Genomic DNA, 20,117 nt, shown 5'->3' with positions numbered 1-20,117 from the left:
CTTAAAACACTCTCGCCCGGTGCCGGCTCTATGTCGATCGGTTGACGAAAACGGGAGGAGAAAGTCAGGCCCCCTGCCCCGGCGAACCGGTGCAGGAGGCCTGTCCTGTCGGTGGACTATCAGCTATTCCTGACCTGAGAGAGGAAGCTGTTGACCTCCGCCGTCAGGGTTCTGGCCTGTTGGGTCAGGTCGGCGGTGAATTCCGCGATATCCTTGGACTCGTCGCCCGTCTTGCGCGCGGCGTCATTCACGCCGCCGATATTCTGGGAGACTTCCTGGGTTCCGGCGGACGCCTGATCGACGTTGCGGGCAATCTCTGCCGTGGCTGCGGTCTGTTCTTCTACCGCCGCGGAAATCGTCGCTGCGGCTTCGCTCACCTTGCGGATCTTTGTGCCGATGGTGTCGATCGCCCCGGCGGCACCTTCGGTGGCACCCTGGATATCCGTGACCTGACGGGCGATTTCGTCCGTTGCCTTGGCGGTCTGGTTGGCGAGGCTCTTGACCTCGGAGGCCACGACGGCAAACCCCTTGCCCGCATCCCCGGCGCGGGCCGCCTCGATTGTTGCATTCAGCGCAAGCAGATTGGTCTGTTCGGCAATATCGGTAATCAGCGCCACGACCTCACCAATCCGTTTGGAGGATGTGACCAGACTTTGCACCTTGGTCTGGCTGTCTTCCGCCTCGACCACGGTTTCCTTGGTGATTTTCGTGCTTTCCAGAACCTGGCGGCTGATTTCCTGAATGGAAGAGGAAAGTTCATCCGTTGCAACAGCGACGGTCTGGACATTGGCGGACGCCTGCTCTGCGGCGGCGGCGACGTTGGTTGCCTGCTGGCTGCTGCGGTCGGCGATGCTGGTCAGGCCCTGGGCCCGCTTTTGCATATCCTCTGCGGCGCCGGAGACGTTTTTGATGATGCCGCCGACACTGGCCTCGAATTCGTCGGCCAGTTTGCGCATCGCGGCCCGTTTTTCTTCTTCGGCCCGCAATTCCGCTTCGGCAGCTTCTGCTTCCATGTTTTTCACGCGAATGGCGTTATCCTTGAAAATCTGAACGGCTTGCGCCATCGCACCGATTTCGTCCTTGCGTGTGGTGCCGGAAATTTCGGATTCCAGATCGCCGTCGGCCAGTTTGCGCATGGCCGTCGTCATCGTCAGGATGGGGTTGGCGGTCCCGCGTGCGATGATCCAGGCTGCGGTAAAGCCAAAAAATACGGCAACCAACCCGACAATCACCACGATCATCAAAGACTGCTCGACACTGGCCTGAGCCAGCGGGCCCAGTTCTGCCTGCTGGTCCCTGATGGCGAGTTTTGCCTGTTCCACGTCTGTTGCGATTTTCGGGCCGATGTCGCTCAAGGTGGTGTTGATGATCTTGTTCCGCGCCTGGATTGACTGGCTGACCTTGTCAAAGGCGTTGGTATATCCGGTGAAATCCCGTTTGACGCTCTCGATCGGTTGCTGCAGCTCCGTGCCCTGCGCGGAGGACAAAAGCGTGTCGAGCTTGTCTGCGCCTTCCTTGGCCAGGGTGATAAAACGGCTGCGGGCACTTTCATCATTGCTGATCAGGAAATTCGCCCCGTGCAACCGCATCAACAGAATGGTGCGCAACGCGTTACCGGCCTGATAGGAGGTTGTGATATTACCCTCGTCGCTGGCCTCATCCATAATTTCCGTCAGGGATTTCTCGAGCTTTGGACCAAGAGTGTTCAGGCGTTCGCCGACCAGTTTGTCGCTATCCTCCTGATGGCGGATGACCTGGTCGAAAGCCGTCTGGTAGGTCTGGATTTCAGCGGCCATATTGCTCAGGATTTTGGACGTTTCCGCGTCATCCAGGGTTTTCTGGGCTTCCTCGATCAGGGCCAGCGTCTGTGATGCGCGTTCGTGAATGCCCTGTATGCTTTCCTCACTCTGCGAAATCATGAATTCCTTCGCATGGAGCCGTGTCATAAGCATGTTGGCCTGGACGCGGCCAACGGCATTTGCCTGGATCGCAAGCCCCCGGTAGTCCACGAACAGATCTCTGACGCCCTGTATATTCATGACCGAGGTGATGCCCAGTACCAAAATCAGGGCGATGACAATGCCAAAGCCCAGCGTGAGCTTATGGGTGAGTTTCAGGTTTTGCATGTGACTGCCTTGTTTTATTTGCGGCCCCGGAAGGAGTTTCCCGGGTGGGTAAGCGGCGTGAAGGGAAGGATGTTATATCCCCTGCCGCAGGTTTTTTCTTGTGAAAATTGGTCGCGGAAAGATTAGAATTAGTAAGAAGTTATTTAACGAATTAGATTTAAAAACAATAAGTTATATTGCTACCATGTGGTTTCCGGCGCATTGCTGTGGCCGACTTTCCTGAAAGTGGTGTTGTCACGTGGCGTCAGGATTGCTAAACCCCGCGCCCGTCGGTTTCCTCTTCCACGCAACAAATAGGTTTTTCCATGTATTGCGGTCTCGACTTCGGTACCAGTAATTCGGCTTTGGGTGTCGTGGACAATGCGGGCAAGGTTCGTCTTTGTCCGTTGGAGGAAGGGCGCGAGACCATGCCCAGCGCGCTGTTCTATTATACCGACGATGCCCGTGTGACCTATGGCCGCCAGGCGGTGCAGGATTACCTTGAGGGTGAGGACGGACGCCTGATGCGTTCGATCAAATCCGTGCTGGGCACCTCTTTGATGGACGAGGCCACGCGGATCGGCTCACGCAATTATCCCTTCAAGTCGGTGATCGGTGATTATCTGGCCCGTGTGAAGGCAACGGCAGAGGCGCTGACCGAAAAGAAACTGACCCATGTGGTCCATGGCCGCCCGGTGAATTTCGTGGATGGCGACGAGGCGGCGAACCTGCGTGCGGAAACGGCGCTGCGTGAAATCGCGCTCGATGTGGGGTTCAAGGAAATCACCTTCCTGCCGGAACCGGTCGCCGCCGCAAATGATTTCGTGAACGAAACAAAAAATTCCTGCCTGGCACTGGTGGTGGACATGGGGGGTGGTACTTCCGATTTCACCCTGTTGCAGGTCAACCCGCAGGCAGACGGACTGGCGGATTACGAGGTGCTGGCCAATTATGGTGTGCGTCTCGGCGGGACAAACCTGGACCAGCAGTTGTCGCTGGCCAAGGTCATGCCGCTGTTCGGCAGTGGCGCGCCGCTGCAACGGGCCGGGCTGGATGCGCCCAACTGGGTTTACTCCATGCTGAGCTCCTGGCCGGAGATCAACTTCCTCTACAGCGCCAAATACCGTCAGGACCTGAAATGGGTGATCGAGAATGGCGCGGATGAGGCCCTCTTCGAACGCCTGCAGACGGTGATCGAGGAACAGTTGGGTCATCGTGTCGCCCATCACGTGGAACTGGCCAAGATCGCCCTGGGAGACCAGGAAGTGGTCGATGTGGACCTCGGCTATGTGGAGACGGGGCTGGTCGGACAGGTCCTGCAGGCGGAAATCGCAACGGACCTTGCGCAGAGCTTCGACCGGCTGGATGAGGCGTTGAGCGAGACCCTGACCCGTGGCACTTGCAAGGCCGATCAGGTTGGCGTGGTGGTCCTGACCGGTGGCACCACCGGCATGCCCGCGATCCGCGCCCGCATCCAGGAACGCTTCCCCGACGCGACCCTGATGGATCAGGATGCCTTCGGGTCTGTCTGCACCGGCCTGACGCTGGAAGCGCGGAAGACTTTTGGCTCTTAAAACAGTCCGTTAACTCATAATAGCGCGGTAGTGTATTTTTCGCCTTGCGCGCGAAAATAGTTGTGCTATGGTCAAACAGTTAGGCAATTGCCTAACTATTGATAAGTTGGTTCGAATGTGGGGATCGGGATGACGGCGGCTGTCGCGACTTTGGATAGTGTTTTCTTTGCTCTTGGCGATCCGACACGCCGCAGGGTGATGGAGCGGCTGTCGCGTGGCAAGGCAACGGTCAAGGAACTGGCCGCCCCGTTCACGATGGCACTGCCGTCGTTCCTGCAGCATCTGAGGGTGTTGGAAGACTGTGGCCTGATCACATCCCGCAAGGAAGGCCGCGTCCGGATTTGTGAACTGGATGCGGCGCGCCTGTCCCAGGCGGAAGACTGGATCGGCCAGCAACGCCGGATCTGGGAAACCCGTTTCGACCAGATGGATGCCTATGTCCTGAAACTGAAAGCTGAAAGCGAAGGGGACGACAGATGACCGCTGCTCTGGACAATCTTGGTGACTTGGGTCCGTATGATCTCGAAATCAGGCGTTTTATCAATGCGCCGGCGTCTTTGATCTGGAAATGCTGGACGGAGGCGGAGCATCTCAAACAATGGTTCGCGCCGAAGCCGGTGGTTATTACGACCTGTGATATCGACCCCCGTCCGGGTGGCCGTTTCCATATCGTGATGAGAACGCCGGATGGGGCGGAGTTTCCTGTGAACGGCGTGTTTCTGGAGCTTCAGGAGAACCGGCGCATTGCGATGAGTGACTGCCTGCAGGAAGGCTGGCGGCCCGCGGAAAAACCGTTCTTCTCTGCGGTCGTTGACTTTATCGAGCAGGATGGCGGCACCCATTACATCGCGCGCGCCCTGCATAAGGATGAGGAAAACCGCAAAACTCATGAAGAGATGGGTTTCCACGAAGGTTGGGGAACCTGTATCAGCCAGTTGGCCGATCTGGCCGAGGGGATGAAGTAGTATTCATAAAAAACGGGCGCCTGTTTCTCTCTGGCGCCCGTTTTTCTCTCTCGTCCGGTCAGGGCCGGAAGAATTGCATGCCCAGCCAGCGCCACCGGCCGTTAGGACCGGGTACCGTGCAGTTGACGCGGGTGCGCCCCGCCGGGAAGGGATCGTCGAAGCGCAGTTCCACCCGGTTGGGCCCCAGTCGCTGGATATTTTCCACCTTACCCGTCCGGGACTGATAGCAGGCCAGTTCCGTCTTGCGTTTCATGGCATCCGGCAGGGTAAAGCCGATGGCAGGTGGATTGTCGCCTTCCTCGTTGCCCAGCAGCGGGTCGGACGGCAGACGGTCCGTTGCCGCCAGTCCCAGGCTCATGACCACCCGGTGGAAGCGTTCCTGTTCCCCATATCGTTCGTTGATGGGAAAGCGCGGCAGATACATCTGGTCGTCGGCGAGCGTCATTGCGCCGGAATGTTGACCAAAGGCAGCCTTGATGCCGGTGCTGGCGACCTGTTTCATCAGGGCCTCGCCCGCTTCGCCATAGGGATAGGCGAAAAGCGTCGGCTTCTCGCCTATCTCTTCTTCAATCCGCAGAATGGAATGGCTGATCTCATAGGCGGCCTTTTCAGGGGACATGCCCGCCATATGTGCGTGATGGACGCCATGGGCGGCGATTGTGACGCCCGCCTTGTGCATCGCACGGATCTGATCCCAGGTCATATAGTCCGCCTGGCCTTCGTCGACAGGGCCGGTGGCGACGAATAACGTTACAGGCACACCGGCGGCTTTCAGCTTGGGCCAGCCGTTTTCGAATACGGATTTGAAGGCATCGTCGATGGTGATGCCAATGGTGCGGTCGGGAAGGACGCGGCCCGCCTGGATCGCATCGACGATTTCGCTGACCGGCTTGACGTGAAAACGGTCGCTCGTCAGGTCCGCGAGATGGGCGTCGAGCTGTTCCATGCGCACATTGGTGGAGGGATATTGATCCTCGCCAAAGCGGTGATACATGATGATCACGGCGGAATTTTCCCGCATTTGCGCCATCGCGGCCCCGCCAAGGGTTATCAATGCAAGCATCCCGGCCAATACGGTCCGGGTGATTGCGGTCCAGGAAAGACAGGCTTTACCCATTTCAGTTAAACACCATTACACCCAACATTACTCATATATCTGAATTTAGCGACATAACTGCCCGTAAGCCACAGAAATTGCTTAAAATCACTTGGAAACGCGCTATTTCCCCTTGCCAAGGGGGGCTTTGCGTCGCAGGTATGACGCCAAGGGAAATGGGACACCCGAACGGGAAAATGAAAGACACGCTGATAACAGGACAGAAATATGATTAACGAAGATGCCCTGAATGTGCTTTTCCACGACGGCCGAACCCATAATGCCTGGGCGGACAAGCCGGTTCCGGATGAGCTGCTGAAGAAAGCTTTCGACCTTGCGAAGATGGGGCCGACGAGCATGAACTGCTCGCCCATGCGCATCCTTTTCGTGCGCAGCCAGGGCGCCAAGGAAAAGCTGCGCCCGGCCATGGCCGAAGGGAATCTGGCGAAAACCATGGCGGCCCCCGCGACGGCGATTATCGCCAACGACCCGAAGTTCTATGAACATATGCCGTTCCTGTTCCCGCCGTTCGACGGCGCACGCGACCTGTTCGCCAAGGATGCGGACCTGGCCAAGGAAACCGCGGTGCGCAACGGTAACCTGCAGGCAGGCTATTTCATTCTGGCCTGCCGGGCGATGGGGCTTGATTGCGGGCCGATGTCGGGCTTTGACAAGGCAATGGTCAACGAGGCCTTCTTCTCCGAAAGCGGCTTCAAGGCCAATTTCCTGATCAATATCGGTTATGGCGATCCGGCGGGCCTTCATCCGCGCGGTCCACGGTTCGATTTCGATCAGGTCTGCGAGATCATCTGAGACAGAAGGTAACAGCCGTGACGACAATCCTTGCCCTCGATAGTGCCTGTGCTTCCTGTTCCGTCGCCCTGTGGCGTGACGGGGAAGTCCTGGCCCATGCTTTTGAGGCGATGCAGCGGGGACAGTCGGAACGGCTGGTGCCGATGGTGGATGATGTGGTTGCCCGGTCCGGCCTGTCCATGGCGGCGGTGGACGCGGTTGCGACCACGGTCGGTCCCGGTGCCTTCACCGGCATCCGGATCGGCCTGTCCGCGGCGCGCGGCTATGGTCTGGCCCTTGGCAAGCCGGTGATCGGGGTGACGACCACCCGCGTCCTGGCGGCCATGGCGGGCAAGACCGACCGGCAGGTTCTGGCGCTTGTGGAAACCAAACGCGCCGATATCTACGCGGAACTTTTCGATGCCGGGATCAACAGCCTTGCAGGCCCGCAAGCCCTGCCGGTGGACCAGGTGGCGGCCTGGCTGGACGGCAGGCCCACCCAGTTGTGCGGTGATGGCGCGGCGCGGGTGATGCCGGATTTGATCGAGGCGGGCTGCGATGTGGTTCAGGCCGACAGCCCGAACCAGCCTGACGCGGCGGTGGTTGCCAGTCTGGCGGCAGTACGCCTTGCGCAGGAACCGCCTTCAACTTTCGATCTTCCCCCGGCCCCGCTCTATCTGCGGCCGCCGGATGTCTCGCAGCCCAAACCGTTGCCGCCGCTGCGCAATTGATATGACCGACCGGGAAGACATCTCCCTTACAGCCCTGGACGGGGTAACTTTCGATCAGGCGGTGCCGGTCTATGGGTCGGTGTTTGACGAGCCCTATCCGGAACCGGCCCTGCGCGATCTGGTGGAAACCAGTGGCAGTGACGGCCTTGTGGCGGTGTCCGAAGGGCGTGTCGTCGGCTTTGTGGTCTGGCGCGTGATCCTGGACGAGGCGGAAATCATAACGGTCGGCGTGGACCCGGCCCATCAGGGCCGTGGCCTGGGCGAGACCCTGATGCGGGCAGCCATGGCGGCGGCGGCAAAGAAAGCAACGGTTCTATACTTGGAGGTCGGGGCGGACAATCCGGGCGCGCTCCGTCTTTACTTGAAACTGGGCTTTGAACATATCGGGCTACGTAAGAATTATTACCGCCGCGCGGACCGCAGCCGCGTGGATGCTCATGTGATGAAGGTTGGCCTGACCGGCTGAAGCTCTTCGGATTACTTCCCTACATTCAACATCCCTAACAGTACTTGGCTTTGCTACTGGACTGATTGCCCCGTTTTCTTGGTTGTCGATCTTAAAAAAGTGACAAAAGTACAGAAAATACTGTCTTCATTATTTGTAAAAGCAGAATTCATACCTATAATAATTGGAGATGGATTGTTAGCGGGGCCGTTTCTCTGGTATTCGCCGAATAAGCGATGCGAGAGGTAACCAACTTGCCGGGGGCGTTGCAAACGCAAGACGAGCAGAATTTTTGTTTGAGATGACCCTGGGCAACAAAGAATAGATTTACGGTCCGTAAGTAACAGAAAAGGACGGTTGATATGTCGGAAGCACCGGAAAAAGAATTGAGCAAGGCAGAAATGCTGGAGCTCACCTCCGATATCGTCTCGGCGCATGTCGCCAACAACACGGTCGCCGTCAACGACCTGCCGATGCTGATCGAGGATGTGTTCAAAACCCTCAATAATCTTGGGCAGGCACAGGAAGTTCAGCCGGATAAACCGGTGCCGGCCGTGTCGGTCAAGAAATCGGTGACGCCTGACTATATTATCTGCCTTGAAGATGGTAAAAAGCTCAAGATGCTGAAGCGTCACCTGAAAACGGCTTATAATATGTCGCCGGACGAATACCGTGATCGCTGGGGGCTGCCGTCGGATTATCCGATGGTTGCGCCGAATTATGCCAAACAGCGGTCGCGTCTGGCGAAAGAGATCGGACTCGGGACAAAACCGCGCCGCCGCTAGGGCGTCGGTCGCGGGAAACGTTGATTGCCACGCGCTATTTGATTTTGTTGCGTGGCTAAACATATCTGAAGATCCAAGTCGGCTTGATTTTACCGTGGGGACCGGTAGTTTGTGAGCCGCAGGGAACAATAGTTTTGACGAACGAGACTGGATGAGCTGATGACGACCGTACAGCCCGCACATGAAGACCGGGATCCCCATCGCATCGAAAAGCTTTGCGCCGAAAAAGGGTTGAAGATGACCGAACAGCGCCGCGTGATTGCACGTGTGCTGTCAGAATCCGACGACCATCCGGATGTAGAGCTGTTGTATCAACGTGCGACCGAAGTCGACCCGCGGATCAGCATTGCAACCGTCTATCGTACTGTGCGCCTGTTTGAGGAATCCGAAATCCTCACCCGTCACGATTTTGGTGACGGTCGCGCGCGTTACGAGGAAGTTTCCGAAGACCATCACGACCACCTGATCAATATCGAGACCGGCGAAGTCATCGAATTCCAGAATGAGGAAATCGAGAAGCTGCAGGATCTGGTGGCGCGCGAGCTGGGCTATCGGCTGGTGGATCACCGGCTGGAGCTTTACGGCACGCCGATCAAGAAAGACAAATAGAGCTAACGTCTTACGTTAGTCCTGACGAGCAGACCGCCATTCGTACCGGATGGCGGTTTTCTTATGGTCCGTCGGGGAAAATTCCTGTCTCATATAGTATAGACAACAGTGCGGTCCTTCTCTAATGCTGGCCGCAGTAGGGGATCTTCGCGAGATATAGGTGGTATGATGAAGACATTGATGAAGGCGTCTGCCCTGGCGGGCGTGACCATGGTAGTTGCCGGTGCGGCGCAGGCCCACACCGGTGTTGGTTCGACCGCGGGCTTTGCCCATGGTTTCACCCATCCGCTGTTGGGGATGGATCATTTGCTGGCGATGGTGGCTGTGGGCCTCTGGGCCGGTTTGCAGGGTGGGCGTGCGCTCTGGGCCGTACCGCTGGCCTTTGTCGGCGCCATGGTTCTTGGCGGTGCCTTTGCCATGGCCGGCGGTTCGCTGCCGGCGGTTGAAATCGGTATCGCCGGTTCCGTTCTGGCGCTGGGCGCGCTGGTTGCCTGGAACCCGCGTATGCACACTGGCGTCGCCATGGCGATCGTGGCGGCTTTTGCCGTATTCCACGGCCATGCGCATGGTGCTGAAATGCCGGCTGCGGCCAGTGGCCTGCTCTATGGTCTGGGCTTTGCCCTGGCGACCGCGCTTCTGCATGGGGCCGGGATCGGCCTGGGCTATGCCGTGACCAAGGGTGCCTCCGAAAAGTTGCTGCGTTTTGGCGGTGCGGCGGTTGCCGGTGCGGGCGCGATGATGCTGTTCGGTTAATAAAACCGTTACATTCTATGGTGGGGACGTGGCCTTTGGGCCGCGTCCCTTTCATTTTGTCGATAGGGTATTGGGGTAACCTGCTATCGGTGACATAATCCCGTCACATAATCATCATATAACATCAGGCTACCAAGAGAATTGCGGAAAGAGTACATGACAGTAACGCAACAGCCAGCGGTCGATATCACTAACGACGGCGAAGACCCTTCCCGATCGGGTCCTTTTGCGGACCCCATTACCACGGGGTCCATGGAAATCCGGCTGGCGGAAAGTGACGAGGAACGCGCTGCGGCACAGCGCCTGCGCTATCAGGTTTTCTATGAAGAAATGAAGGCCAAGCCGACGGCGCAAATGGCGGCGGCACGGCGCGACTTCGACAAGATTGACGATGTGGCGGATCACCTTCTGGTGCTGGATCATGATCGCGGAACCGGGGTGGATGCCGTTGTCGGCACCTATCGCCTGATCCGGCGCGAGGCGGCGGCCAAGCTGGGCCAGTTCTATTCCGCAGACGAATATGACATCTCCGCCCTTGAGAAGACCTTCACCGGGGAAGTGCTGGAGCTGGGCCGCTCCTGCGTGGATGAGGACTACCGCACGCGTCAGGTGATGGAACTGTTATGGCGCGGGATCGCGGCCTATGTCTTCCATTACGACATCGAGGTGATGTTCGGCTGCGCGAGCATGCCGGGCAACGATGTGGAGGCACTGGCCCTGCCGCTTTCCTACCTCTACCACAACCATCTGGCGCCTGAAGATCGTCGCCCGGCGGCCCTGCCTGACCAATATGTGCCGATGAACCGTATTCCGGCGGAAGAAATCGACATGAAACAGGGGCTGCGCGCGGTGCCGCCACTGATCAAGGGCTACTTGCGCCTTGGTGGCTATATCGGGGATGGTGCGGTGATTGATCCGCAGTTCAACACGGTCGACGTTTGTGTGGTGGTTGAGACCAAACAGGTGACTGATCGGTATTACAAGCACTATGCAAAACGAACGGGCAATGACTGACCTCACTCTGGAGCCCCCGCACCGGCAGGGAGGCATTCGACCGTCCACCACGCTGGCGGGGCTCCGGGCGTCACGCATCATCGGCTATACCCTGGCCAAACTGGTCAGCCGCCTGCCTGAGGTGGTGACCCGCAGGCCCATGCCGCGCCGGGTGACGCGGGAATGGCATGCCAGGGTCTGCCGCCTCGCGGGGGTGGATGTGCAGGTTCACGGCGCTGAACCCGCCAAGGGGCCGACGATCTTTGTCGCCAACCATGTTTCCTATATCGATATCATCGCGCTGGGCGGGCTGATCGATTGCAGCTTTGTCGCCAAGGCCGAAGTGGCGGGCTGGCCGATTTTCGGCTATCTGTCCAAATTGCAGCGCACCGTCTTTGTGGAACGCCGGGCGCGCCGGGCGGCGGGCCAGCGTGACGAGCTGCGCAGTCATCTGGAAAAGGGCGAAAGCCTGATCCTGTTCCCGGAAGGCACCAGTTCAGACGGCAGCCGCGTCTTGCCCTTCAAAAGCAGCCTGTTCGAGGCGGCGAATGCGGAATGCGATGGTGAACAGGTCTGGGTTCAGCCGGTCTCGATTGCCTACAGCCGCTTTGACAATATCCCCATGGAACGCTGGATCAGGCCCTATTATGCCTGGTATGGCGATATGGAGATGGGCGGGCATCTCTGGCATTGGCTGGGGCTGGGCAAGCTTGGCGTCGATGTGATCCTGCATGAACCGGTGCGGCTGGGTGATTTCAAAGGCCGCAAGGAACTGGCCAGACATTGCGAGATGGCGGTAGACCACGGTGTGACACAGGTCCTCAACAACGGATTGGCCGACGTGGGTCCGGTGGCGGCCCTGCCGTCAGCGTCCTTGTCGGAAAACGCTAAATGATGGTATTCTATCTCTGTTGCAACGCATGATGTTGAAAGCTGCGTTGTCACGGGCCGAAAAATCGTTGGTGTCTCAGACTGCAAAGGACGGGTTGGAACGAATTGGAACGTCGGTTTTATTTGACTTTCAGGACCAAAACGGCTTATCCGAAGGCCGCACTAGTGCGGCGCCGGGCATGTTCCCCGGCCAACGAATTTCAAAGCAGCATTGCACAAAGCCATGGACCGCTCCGCGGGGGCCGTGGATATAGCGATGCAGAGGACGGCCTGACGTGACCAGCAACACCAAGAAGCTATTCATCAAAACCTACGGCTGCCAGATGAACGTCTACGACTCCCAGCGTATGGCGGATGTCCTAGCGCCGATCGGCTATGAAGTCTCCCAGGATATGGATGACGCCGATATGGTGATCCTGAATACCTGCCATATCCGGGAAAAGGCGGCGGAAAAGGTTTATTCCGAGCTGGGCCGTATCCGCCCGTTGCAGGACCGCAAGGCCGAAGGTGGTGGCCGGATGCTGGTGGCGGTGGCCGGTTGCGTCGCCCAGGCCGAAGGCGAAGAGATCATGGCGCGTGCGCCGCAGGTGGATATGGTCTTCGGGCCGCAGACCTATCACCGTCTGCCGGAAATGATCGCCCAGGCCAGCCGGGCTGCCGGTGAAAAGGTTCTGGATACGGATTTCCCGGTCGAGGATAAATTCGACTTCCTGCCGGAAGAAACCAAGGTGGACGGTGTGACCGGCTTCCTGACGATCCAGGAAGGCTGCGACAAATTCTGTACCTTCTGCGTGGTGCCCTATACCCGTGGGGCGGAAGCCTCGCGCAGTCCGCAGTCCATTATCGACGAGGCCCGCCGCATGGTGGCCGCCGGCCTGCGTGAAGTCACCCTGCTGGGCCAGAATGTGAACGCCTATCACGGTGAAGGCGCCGACGGGAAGGAATGGGGCCTGGGCCGTCTGGTGCGTGCGCTGGCCGATGTCGACGGTCTGGAGCGTATCCGTTACACCACCAGCCATCCGCGCGACATGGATGACGACCTGATCCGCGCCCATGGCGAGGTGCCGCAGCTTATGCCCTATCTGCACCTGCCGGTACAAAGCGGCTCGGACAGGATGCTGGAGGCGATGAACCGCAAACATACCGCCGATGATTACTTCCGTCTGGTGGACAAGCTGCGCGAGGCGCGGCCCGACCTGGCGCTGTCGTCGGATTTCATCGTCGGCTTCCCCGGCGAGACCGATCAGGATTTTGCGGACACCATCAAACTGGTGCAGAAGGTCGGCTATGATGCCGGTGCCTTCTCGTTTAAATACAGCGCCCGTCCGGGCACGCCCGCCGCTGCGGTCGAAGACCAGCTTTCAGAGGCGGTCAAGGACGAACGCCTGAAGGGCCTGCAACAGCTTCTCGAGGCACAGCAGGCAGCCTTCAACCAGTCCATGCCGGGCAAGACGATCCCGGTCCTGTTCGAAAAGAAAGGCCGTATGCCGGGCCAGCTTGTGGGCCGGTCGCCTTACCTGCAGCCGGTTCATATCGACGGTCCCGACCGTCTGATCGGCAGCATTATCGAATGCCGTATTACGGAAACCAAAGGTCATAGTCTGTTCGGCGAGCCGGTCATGGCCGGTTCGGAAGATGAACCCCTGGAAAGGAAGAGGGCCCTCGCTTGACCACAACGCACACGCCGGCACAGGACAACGCGCCTGTTTTCCTGCAGTTTGATGACAATCGGCTTTTACCGGCCCTGTTTGGTGAACATGACAAGCACCTGGTGCAGATCGAAAAAGCGCTGGGCGTGTCGTTGATAAACAGAGGGAACCAGGTCGCGATCGACGGCCCGGAGGATGCGGTCAGCCTGGCGAAGGATGCGTTGAGCCGTCTGTATGACCGGGTCCGGTCGGGCGAGCCGGTGGAAGGCGCGGATGTGGCGGCGGCCATGCGCATGGCGGATGCGCCCAAGGACCTTTTTGGCAAGCAGGAATCGATCATTCGCACGCCGCGCAAGACATTGGCGGCGCGCACCCCGGTTCAGGCCGCCTATATCGAGGCAATCCGCAACCGCGAACTGATTTTCGGCATGGGCCCGGCGGGTACCGGCAAGACCTATCTGGCGGTCTGTATGGCGGTTTCCATGCTGGTTGCGGGCAAGGTGGACAAGATCATCCTGACCCGTCCGGCGGTGGAAGCGGGCGAACGTCTGGGCTTCCTGCCCGGCGATATGAAGGAAAAGGTCGATCCCTATCTGCGCCCGATCTATGACGCGCTTTATGAGACGCTGCCTGCCGATCAGGTGAACCGGAAGATCGAAAACGGCATCATCGAGATCGCGCCGCTGGCCTTCATGCGTGGCCGGACGCTGAAAAACGCCTTTGTGCTGCTGGACGAGGCGCAGAACACGACGCCGGTTCAGATGAAGATGTTCCTGACCCGTCTGGGCGAGAACAGCCGCATGGTGGTCACCGGTGACATCACCCAGGTGGATTTGCCGCACGGGCAGAAATCCGGCCTGCGCGATGCCATTGAGACCCTGCGCAAGATCGAGGAAGTGGCGATCCTTCGCTTTACCAAGGTGGACGTTGTGCGCCATCCGCTGGTCTCCAAGATCGTTGATGCCTATGACCAGCATATGCGCGCCGAAGGTGTCGAGTGGGATATGGACCTGTGACTTCTCTGCCCGAGATCGAGGTGGATTCCGCGCGCCCTGCGGGGGACTGGCCCGAGGGTGCGGAGGCGGTCTGTCTGGCGGCGATTGAATGCGCCTGGACCGCGCCCGGCGGGGCCGGTGAGGGCCGCCCGTCGGAGGTCAGTCTCGTTCTGGCCGATGACGCCATGGTGCAGGAATTGAACCGCGACTGGCGTGGTAAGGACAAGCCGACCAATGTGCTGTCCTTTCCCGGCGAGGATGATTTTCCTGTCCCGGATGCGCCGCGTCTTCTGGGCGACATTGTGCTCGCGCAGGAAACTGTTGCGCGTGAAGCCCTTGAACAATCGAAAAGCTTTAACCATCATCTAAGTCATCTCGTGGTTCATGGCATGCTCCACCTGTTGGGGTACGACCATATCGAGGACGACGAGGCGGAAGAGATGGAAGCGTTGGAAATCGAACTGCTGGCGGGCATGGGAATTGCGGACCCATACGGGGACGACCATACGCCACCGGATGAGGAGTAGGAACAAGACCATGGCTGATGCTCAGGCATCGAGTGGCGATAAAGCCGAGCCCGGACAGTCTAGCGAGCCGCCGAGGCGCGGCGGCTTATTCAAAAATTTCTGGCGCGGGCTATTGGGGCGCAATGGCGATTCAAACCTGCGCGACACCTTCGAGGAAATTCTGGAGGAACATGACGACCGGGAAACGCCGATCGCCTCCGATGAACGTCAACTCCTCGAAAATATCCTGAAGGTCGGTGACACAACGGCCTATGACGTGATGGTGCCGCGTGCCGATATTATCAGCATCGAGGCGAGCACGCCGCTGGAGGATGTGGTGCGGACCATGGTCGACAATCCGCATTCGCGCTATCCCATTTATCGCGGCACCGCCGATGACATGATCGGCATGGTCCATATCAAGGATGTGCTGCGCGCGACGACCCAATCCAAAACCGCCTTTTCCCTGCGCCGCTTGCGTCGTGAGGTGCTGTTTGTCGCCCCCAGTATGCGTGTGCTGGACCTGTTGCTGCAGATGCGCGAAAGCCGTCGCCATATGGCCCTGGTGGTGGATGAATACGGCGGGATCGACGGTCTGGTCACGATTGAGGACCTGGTGGAAGAGATCGTCGGTGAGATCAAGGATGAATACGACGTGGACGCGGGCCCCGGTGTGACGAAGCTGTCCGACGGGACGCTCCGCGCCGATGCGCGTTTCGATATCGAGGATTTCGAGGAACAGTTCGGCGCCTTCATGACCGAGGAAGAGCGCGACGAAGACATCGACACGCTGGGCGGGCTGGTCTTTCATATTGCAGGCCGGGTGCCGACCCGTGGCGAGATCATCCGCCATGTGGAATCCGGCGTCGAATTCGAGATCATGGAAGGTGACCCGCGCCGGATCAAATTGTTACGAATTCGAAATCTTCCCAATCAAATGTGAATAAATAACTGACGGACAGGAATATGCAGGTTTTGGCGATGCCCCGGACCGGGTTGATGACGATTGCGGCCGGTTTGGGCCGGTTGACGGGCTGGCGTCGCCTGGGCTTGTCCTTTCTGCTGGGTGTCTTTGCCACCCTTGCCCTGCCACCGGTCGGCGCATGGCCGGTCCTGTTCCTGAGCTTTCCCGGCCTGATCTGGCTGATGATCGGGGTGGAAAAGCGGAAAACCGCTTTCTGGCTGGGATGGTTTTTCGGCTTCGGCTATTTCGTCTTCAGTCTCTACTGGATCAGCCATGCGCTGACCGTCTTTTCAGACCGCCTGTGGTGGATGGTGCCTTTCGCGGCGATGGGCTTGCCCGCCTTCCTGGCAATCTATACCGGGCTGACCACGCTGGCCGCCAGTTTTTTCAAAAAGCCCGTCAGCCGGGTTTTTGCCTTTGTGCTGGCCTGGTGCCTGTTTGAATGGCTGCGCGGGGTTTTGTTCACCGGCTTTCCCTGGAACCTGATCGGCCATGGCTGGGCCGCGTCGGACGTTATGATCCAGGTGGCGTCCCTGGTCGGGATTTACGGCGTCAGTATGCTGGTCATGGTGACGACCGCCATGCCTGCGCTGTTTGTGATCGATCACCGGCCAACCCGCGTTCTGGCGCTGGGGATTACGATCCTGGTGCCGGTTCTCTCGCTTTCCTTCGGGGCCGTACGTCTGGCGGAGGCCCCGGCTCTGGCGCTGGACGCCGCACCCGACATGCGCATCGTGCAGGCGGGCATTCCGCAAAAGGAAAAATGGGCGCGGGAGTTTCAGCGCCGGAATTATGAAATCAAGCTGCGCATGTCGGTGGAAGACCGCCCGGACAGCGTGAAAACCATCATCTGGCCGGAGACGGCGGCGACCTTCTATCTGGAAGAGAACGAGGGTGCGCGTCAGTCCATTGGCTTTCTGCTGCCCCGTGACGGATTGCTGATCACCGGTGCGCCGCGGCGCGAGGCCGACCCGTCCCGGCCCCGCGGCTATCGCTATTACAACGGCATCGTCGTCGTGGATAAACAGGGTGAGGTGGTCGAGAATTACAACAAATCCCATCTGGTGCCCTTCGGCGAATATGTGCCGTTGAAATCGATCCTGCCCATCGACAAGGTGGCGCACGGCGTGGCCGACTATTCCGCAGGGGCCGGGCCGCGCAGCCTGACTTTGCCGGGATTGCCGCTGGTCAGCCCGCTGATCTGTTACGAGGCGATTTTCCCCGGTGCGGTGATCAATCCCAATCAACCCGCCGACTGGATGCTGAACCTCACCAATGATGCCTGGTATGGCAAGACGGCGGGGCCACACCAGCATCTGGCGATTGTGCGGGTGCGCGCGGTGGAGGAGGGCGTGCCCATGGTGCGGGCGGCCAATACCGGTATTTCCGCCGTTTTCGATTCCTATGGCCGGGAGCTGGGCCGCCTGCCGCTGAGTTCGGCCGGAGTTCTCGATTTTCATCTGCCGGACCCGATTGCCGGGCGTACGCTCTACAGCCGCGCGGGTAACATGTTGTTTTTAGGTGTGCTTGCCGGTTTCTGGATCGTTATTCTGGTAGTACGGCGCAGGCAAAACTAAACCCATGAGGGATATTTTCCGGGTTTCGTCTCAGTGGAATATTCGATATTTCGGTTGACCCGTTCGAATAATCCTGCCAAAAACGGTCGACCCGGGTAGCAGTACGTTATCCGGTATTGTGTTTCTGGCGGCCGCTGCCGCCTTGGCGTTGACCGGGCCGTGAATGACGGCCATTCCCCGATTTTGAGCGGGAAGGAGACATAGCTGAAATGGCCAAAGGCGATTATCTGTTCACGAGTGAATCCGTATCCGAAGGACATCCGGATAAGGTTTGTGACCGCATTTCCGACGAGATTGTCGATCTGTTCCTGAGCAAGGACCCCTATTCGCGTGTTGCGGTGGAAACGCTGGCGACCACGCAGCAGGTTGTGCTGGCCGGTGAGGTGCGTTGTGCGCAGGAAGTCACCAAGGACGAGATGATCGCCAAGGCCCGCGAAGCGGTGAAATCCATCGGTTACGAGCAGGAAGGTTTTCATTGGGAGACCATGAATGTGGATTGCTATGTCCACAACCAGTCCGCCGATATCGCCCAGGGCGTTGACGAAGGCGAAGACAAGGACGAGGGTGCGGGCGACCAGGGCATCATGTTCGGTTACGCCTGCAACGAGACCGAAAGCCTGATGCCGGCACCGATCGACTTCTCGCATCGCATCCTGAAGTCGCTGGCCGATGAGCGTCATTCCAATCCCGAGAGCGGTCTGGGGCCGGATGCCAAGAGCCAGGTCACCCTGCAGTATAAAGACGGCAAGCCGGTCGGCGCGACTTCCATCGTGCTTTCCACCCAGCATGCCGAGCATCTGAGCCAGGCCGACGTTCGCGAGATCGTCCGTCCGCATATTGAAAAGGTTCTGCCGCAGGGCTGGATGTGCCCGGAAAGCGAACTTTACATCAACCCGACCGGTCGCTTTGTGATCGGTGGCCCGGATGGCGATGCCGGTCTGACCGGCCGTAAGATCATTGTGGATACCTATGGCGGTGCGGCTCCCCATGGCGGTGGCGCATTCTCTGGCAAGGACCCGACAAAGGTTGACCGTTCCGCGGCCTATGCGGCGCGCTATCTGGCGAAAAACGTCGTTGCTGCCGAACTGGCCGATTTCTGCGTCATTCAGCTTTCCTATGCGATCGGCATTTCCAAGCCGCTGTCCGTTTACGTTCATATGGGCGACACGGGCCGCGTCAACGAAGCCAAACTGGCTGGTGCCCTTCAGGAAGTCATGGACCTCAGCCCGCGCGGCATCCGGGAACATCTGCAGTTGAACCGTCCGATCTATGCACCGACGGCGGCCTATGGTCACTTCGGTCGCACACCGGGTGCTGACGGAAGCTTCTCCTGGGAGAAGACCGATCTGGTAGACGCTTTGAAGGCGGCCCTGTCCTAAGGGCCTCCTTCCTTCAAACATCCAGGTTGGAAATATGTCGGACATTCAAAAGTCTGAAAAATTCTACGGCCGCCGCAAAGGGCGGCCGTTGCGCGACCGGCACCAGAAGCTGATCGAAACGCTTTTGCCTGAGCTTTCCGCTGACCTCAGCGCAGAGCAGGTCGATATGGAAGCGCTCTTTGGCAAAAAGCCCGAACAGGTCTGGCTTGAAGTCGGCTTTGGCGCGGGCGAGCATCTCGCCTGGCAGGCCGGCCGACATCCGGAATTGGGCTTTATCGGCTGTGAGCCATTTATCAACGGCGTGGCGCGCATGCTGGCCTATGTGGAAGACGAGGGCCTGGAAAATGTGCGCCTGCATGCGGATGATGCGCGTCTGCTCATGGACAAGCTGCCGGATGCCAGCCTGGACCGGATGTTCGTCCTTTTCCCGGACCCCTGGCACAAGAAGCGCCATAACTTCCGCCGTATGATTGGCCCCGACAACATGCCGCGTTTCAGCCGTCTGCTGAAAGATGGCGGCGATTTGATCGTTGCCAGCGATCATGCGGATTACGTGCGCTGGATTCTCTATTATGTCTCCACTCATGGTGATTTTGACTGGTTGGACGAGGGGCCGGGCGATTGGTACGAGCGCCCGGAGGGCCGGCCCAAGACCCGTTATGAGACCAAGGCCCTGGCGGGCATTCCCCATTATCTGCATTTCCGCCGGAAGGCGCGGAGCTGAGCTAGCTTCGCAACAGCAGATAAAGCAGGATCGCCCAGCCGGTCACGATAATGCCGACAAAGGTGAAGGTGAAGGCCGGGCCCGGATAGGCGCGCTGTGGTCCGTTGTCGATCAGCAGCCGCGCCCGTTCTTCCGCCGTGAAATAGTCTTCATGGATATGGCGCAGCTTCCGGCGCAGATCGCGGGCCGCGTTATGGATCGAGCGCAGGTAAAACAGGCCCAGCAGCGTGGCAACCGTCGCCAGTGCCATCAGCCCGTAATTCTCCACGGGTTTTGCGGGGTGCAGTTCCTTATGCACAACAAAGACCGCGAAGAGCGACATCAGCACATAATTGGTGATCTGCCAGCCCTGCCTCTTGACGAAACGCAGATAGTCGCCTGCATCCTGATAATGCATTTTGACCGCCTCGCTCATCTCGCGCGGGGCGCTGGATTGTCTGTCTTGCAATGGACCCGTCATCGGCCTCTCACCATTCATCCAGGACTATACCGTTCCTGTCTGATTAGCTTTTTATCGAACCCCGCACCGCCCCAACAGCGGAGCTTTTTTTCACGCAAGAGACATTACGTCGGGTTGGGGGAGG

21 protein-coding genes are annotated in these 20,117 nt (G+C 58.9%); 18 read left to right on the top strand and 3 right to left on the bottom strand.

Features of this window, described 5'->3' with window-relative positions:
* Window positions 1-119 precede the first annotated feature (119 nt).
* Complete coding sequence (locus IF205_RS02290) at window positions 120-2,126, bottom strand: HAMP domain-containing methyl-accepting chemotaxis protein (RefSeq protein ID WP_259781672.1); 2,007 nt, start codon at window positions 2,124-2,126, stop codon at window positions 120-122.
* A gap of 305 nt (window positions 2,127-2,431) precedes the next feature.
* Between IF205_RS02290 and IF205_RS02285 the strand changes: the two genes are divergently transcribed.
* The 3 genes from IF205_RS02285 to IF205_RS02275 all read left to right on the top strand — a co-directional run bounded on the left by IF205_RS02285 (window position 2,432) and on the right by IF205_RS02275 (window position 4,644).
* Entirely contained in the window at window positions 2,432-3,679 is a 1,248-nt protein-coding gene (locus IF205_RS02285; protein WP_259781671.1) for an Hsp70 family protein, read from the top strand.
* 129 nt (window positions 3,680-3,808) lie between these two features.
* A complete protein-coding gene (locus IF205_RS02280) occupies window positions 3,809-4,159 on the top strand; it encodes an ArsR/SmtB family transcription factor (RefSeq protein ID WP_259781670.1) in 351 nt (116 codons plus the stop codon).
* Window positions 4,156-4,644 carry an SRPBCC family protein gene (locus IF205_RS02275; RefSeq protein WP_259781669.1) on the top strand — a complete coding sequence of 163 codons (489 nt, stop codon included), beginning with the start codon at window positions 4,156-4,158 and terminating at the stop codon, window positions 4,642-4,644. The genes IF205_RS02280 and IF205_RS02275 overlap by 4 nt, the downstream gene beginning before the upstream one ends.
* A gap of 58 nt (window positions 4,645-4,702) precedes the next feature.
* Here the strand turns inward: IF205_RS02275 and IF205_RS02270 are convergent, their stop codons facing one another.
* Entirely contained in the window at window positions 4,703-5,761 is a 1,059-nt protein-coding gene (locus IF205_RS02270) for a polysaccharide deacetylase family protein (RefSeq protein WP_259781668.1), read from the bottom strand.
* Window positions 5,762-5,968: 207 nt separating this feature from the next.
* Between IF205_RS02270 and IF205_RS02265 the strand changes: the two genes are divergently transcribed.
* From IF205_RS02265 to trmB, 15 genes are all read left to right on the top strand, one after another.
* Window positions 5,969-6,553, top strand: coding sequence for a malonic semialdehyde reductase (locus IF205_RS02265; RefSeq protein ID WP_259781667.1), 585 nt, complete (start codon window positions 5,969-5,971; stop codon window positions 6,551-6,553).
* 17 nt (window positions 6,554-6,570) lie between these two features.
* The gene (gene tsaB, locus IF205_RS02260) at window positions 6,571-7,263 is read left to right on the top strand and encodes a tRNA (adenosine(37)-N6)-threonylcarbamoyltransferase complex dimerization subunit type 1 TsaB (protein WP_259781666.1); all 693 of its coding nucleotides are present in this window, start codon (window positions 6,571-6,573) and stop codon (window positions 7,261-7,263) included.
* Between the two features lies 1 nt (window position 7,264).
* A complete protein-coding gene (gene rimI, locus IF205_RS02255) occupies window positions 7,265-7,729 on the top strand; it encodes a ribosomal protein S18-alanine N-acetyltransferase (RefSeq protein WP_259781665.1) in 465 nt (154 codons plus the stop codon).
* 341 nt (window positions 7,730-8,070) lie between these two features.
* A complete protein-coding gene (locus tag IF205_RS02250) occupies window positions 8,071-8,493 on the top strand; it encodes a Ros/MucR family transcriptional regulator (protein WP_259781664.1) in 423 nt (140 codons plus the stop codon).
* A gap of 159 nt (window positions 8,494-8,652) precedes the next feature.
* Window positions 8,653-9,102, top strand: coding sequence for a Fur family transcriptional regulator (locus tag IF205_RS02245; RefSeq protein WP_259781663.1), 450 nt, complete (start codon window positions 8,653-8,655; stop codon window positions 9,100-9,102).
* A gap of 165 nt (window positions 9,103-9,267) precedes the next feature.
* Window positions 9,268-9,855 (top strand): HupE/UreJ family protein, encoded by a 588-nt coding sequence (locus tag IF205_RS02240; RefSeq protein ID WP_259781662.1) that lies wholly within the window; start codon window positions 9,268-9,270, stop codon window positions 9,853-9,855.
* A 156-nt stretch (window positions 9,856-10,011) separates the two neighbouring features.
* Window positions 10,012-10,869 (top strand): GNAT family N-acetyltransferase, encoded by an 858-nt coding sequence (locus tag IF205_RS02235; RefSeq protein WP_375542671.1) that lies wholly within the window; start codon window positions 10,012-10,014, stop codon window positions 10,867-10,869.
* Window positions 10,862-11,743 carry a lysophospholipid acyltransferase family protein gene (locus IF205_RS02230; RefSeq protein ID WP_259781661.1) on the top strand — a complete coding sequence of 294 codons (882 nt, stop codon included), beginning with the start codon at window positions 10,862-10,864 and terminating at the stop codon, window positions 11,741-11,743. The genes IF205_RS02235 and IF205_RS02230 overlap by 8 nt, the downstream gene beginning before the upstream one ends.
* 271 nt (window positions 11,744-12,014) lie before the next feature.
* On the top strand, window positions 12,015-13,409 hold the full coding sequence (gene miaB / locus IF205_RS02225; RefSeq protein ID WP_259781660.1) for a tRNA (N6-isopentenyl adenosine(37)-C2)-methylthiotransferase MiaB: 1,395 nt from the start codon (window positions 12,015-12,017) through the stop codon (window positions 13,407-13,409).
* The gene (locus IF205_RS02220; RefSeq protein WP_259781659.1) at window positions 13,406-14,404 is read left to right on the top strand and encodes a PhoH family protein; all 999 of its coding nucleotides are present in this window, start codon (window positions 13,406-13,408) and stop codon (window positions 14,402-14,404) included. Before miaB ends, IF205_RS02220 begins: the two co-directional genes overlap by 4 nt.
* A complete protein-coding gene (ybeY, locus tag IF205_RS02215) occupies window positions 14,401-14,910 on the top strand; it encodes an rRNA maturation RNase YbeY (RefSeq protein WP_311195727.1) in 510 nt (169 codons plus the stop codon). Before IF205_RS02220 ends, ybeY begins: the two co-directional genes overlap by 4 nt.
* Before the next feature lie 10 nt (window positions 14,911-14,920).
* Window positions 14,921-15,832 (top strand): hemolysin family protein, encoded by a 912-nt coding sequence (locus tag IF205_RS02210; protein ID WP_259781658.1) that lies wholly within the window; start codon window positions 14,921-14,923, stop codon window positions 15,830-15,832.
* A gap of 23 nt (window positions 15,833-15,855) precedes the next feature.
* Window positions 15,856-17,430, top strand: a complete 1,575-nt coding sequence (gene lnt, locus IF205_RS02205) for an apolipoprotein N-acyltransferase (RefSeq protein WP_259781657.1) — start codon at window positions 15,856-15,858, stop codon at window positions 17,428-17,430.
* A 209-nt stretch (window positions 17,431-17,639) separates the two neighbouring features.
* Window positions 17,640-18,809: a methionine adenosyltransferase gene (metK, locus tag IF205_RS02200; protein ID WP_259781656.1), complete on the top strand. Its 1,170-nt coding sequence runs from the start codon at window positions 17,640-17,642 to the stop codon at window positions 18,807-18,809.
* Window positions 18,810-18,843: 34 nt separating this feature from the next.
* Window positions 18,844-19,533, top strand: a complete 690-nt coding sequence (gene trmB / locus IF205_RS02195) for a tRNA (guanine(46)-N(7))-methyltransferase TrmB (protein WP_259781655.1) — start codon at window positions 18,844-18,846, stop codon at window positions 19,531-19,533.
* Window position 19,534: 1 nt separating this feature from the next.
* Here the strand turns inward: trmB and IF205_RS02190 are convergent, their stop codons facing one another.
* Window positions 19,535-19,993 (bottom strand): hypothetical protein, encoded by a 459-nt coding sequence (locus IF205_RS02190; RefSeq protein WP_259781654.1) that lies wholly within the window; start codon window positions 19,991-19,993, stop codon window positions 19,535-19,537.
* Between the last annotated feature and the right edge of the window lie 124 nt (window positions 19,994-20,117).

The organism is Aestuariispira ectoiniformans (assembly GCF_025136295.1).
GTDB lineage: Bacteria > Pseudomonadota > Alphaproteobacteria > UBA8366 > Aestuariispiraceae > Aestuariispira_A > Aestuariispira_A ectoiniformans.
Note: the sequence above shows the minus strand (reverse complement) of the source record. Positions and strands in the feature narration are given on the sequence as shown.

What these genes read in the sequence shown, in the direction of transcription:
- IF205_RS02235 (WP_375542671.1), top strand. Translation starts at nt 10,012, where the DNA reads ATGACAGTAACGCAACAGCCAGCGGTCGATATCACTAACGACGGCGAA.
- trmB (WP_259781655.1), top strand. Translation starts at nt 18,844, where the DNA reads ATGTCGGACATTCAAAAGTCTGAAAAATTCTACGGCCGCCGCAAAGGG.
- rimI (WP_259781665.1), top strand. Translation starts at nt 7,265, where the DNA reads ATGACCGACCGGGAAGACATCTCCCTTACAGCCCTGGACGGGGTAACT.
- IF205_RS02270 (WP_259781668.1), bottom strand. Translation starts at nt 5,761, where the DNA reads ATGGGTAAAGCCTGTCTTTCCTGGACCGCAATCACCCGGACCGTATTG.
- IF205_RS02240 (WP_259781662.1), top strand. Translation starts at nt 9,268, where the DNA reads ATGATGAAGACATTGATGAAGGCGTCTGCCCTGGCGGGCGTGACCATG.
- lnt (WP_259781657.1), top strand. Translation starts at nt 15,856, where the DNA reads ATGCAGGTTTTGGCGATGCCCCGGACCGGGTTGATGACGATTGCGGCC.
- IF205_RS02210 (WP_259781658.1), top strand. Translation starts at nt 14,921, where the DNA reads ATGGCTGATGCTCAGGCATCGAGTGGCGATAAAGCCGAGCCCGGACAG.
- IF205_RS02190 (WP_259781654.1), bottom strand. Translation starts at nt 19,993, where the DNA reads ATGACGGGTCCATTGCAAGACAGACAATCCAGCGCCCCGCGCGAGATG.
- IF205_RS02275 (WP_259781669.1), top strand. Translation starts at nt 4,156, where the DNA reads ATGACCGCTGCTCTGGACAATCTTGGTGACTTGGGTCCGTATGATCTC.
- IF205_RS02250 (WP_259781664.1), top strand. Translation starts at nt 8,071, where the DNA reads ATGTCGGAAGCACCGGAAAAAGAATTGAGCAAGGCAGAAATGCTGGAG.
- IF205_RS02280 (WP_259781670.1), top strand. Translation starts at nt 3,809, where the DNA reads ATGACGGCGGCTGTCGCGACTTTGGATAGTGTTTTCTTTGCTCTTGGC.
- IF205_RS02285 (WP_259781671.1), top strand. Translation starts at nt 2,432, where the DNA reads ATGTATTGCGGTCTCGACTTCGGTACCAGTAATTCGGCTTTGGGTGTC.
- IF205_RS02290 (WP_259781672.1), bottom strand. Translation starts at nt 2,126, where the DNA reads ATGCAAAACCTGAAACTCACCCATAAGCTCACGCTGGGCTTTGGCATT.
- metK (WP_259781656.1), top strand. Translation starts at nt 17,640, where the DNA reads ATGGCCAAAGGCGATTATCTGTTCACGAGTGAATCCGTATCCGAAGGA.
- IF205_RS02230 (WP_259781661.1), top strand. Translation starts at nt 10,862, where the DNA reads ATGACTGACCTCACTCTGGAGCCCCCGCACCGGCAGGGAGGCATTCGA.
- IF205_RS02265 (WP_259781667.1), top strand. Translation starts at nt 5,969, where the DNA reads ATGATTAACGAAGATGCCCTGAATGTGCTTTTCCACGACGGCCGAACC.
- IF205_RS02245 (WP_259781663.1), top strand. Translation starts at nt 8,653, where the DNA reads ATGACGACCGTACAGCCCGCACATGAAGACCGGGATCCCCATCGCATC.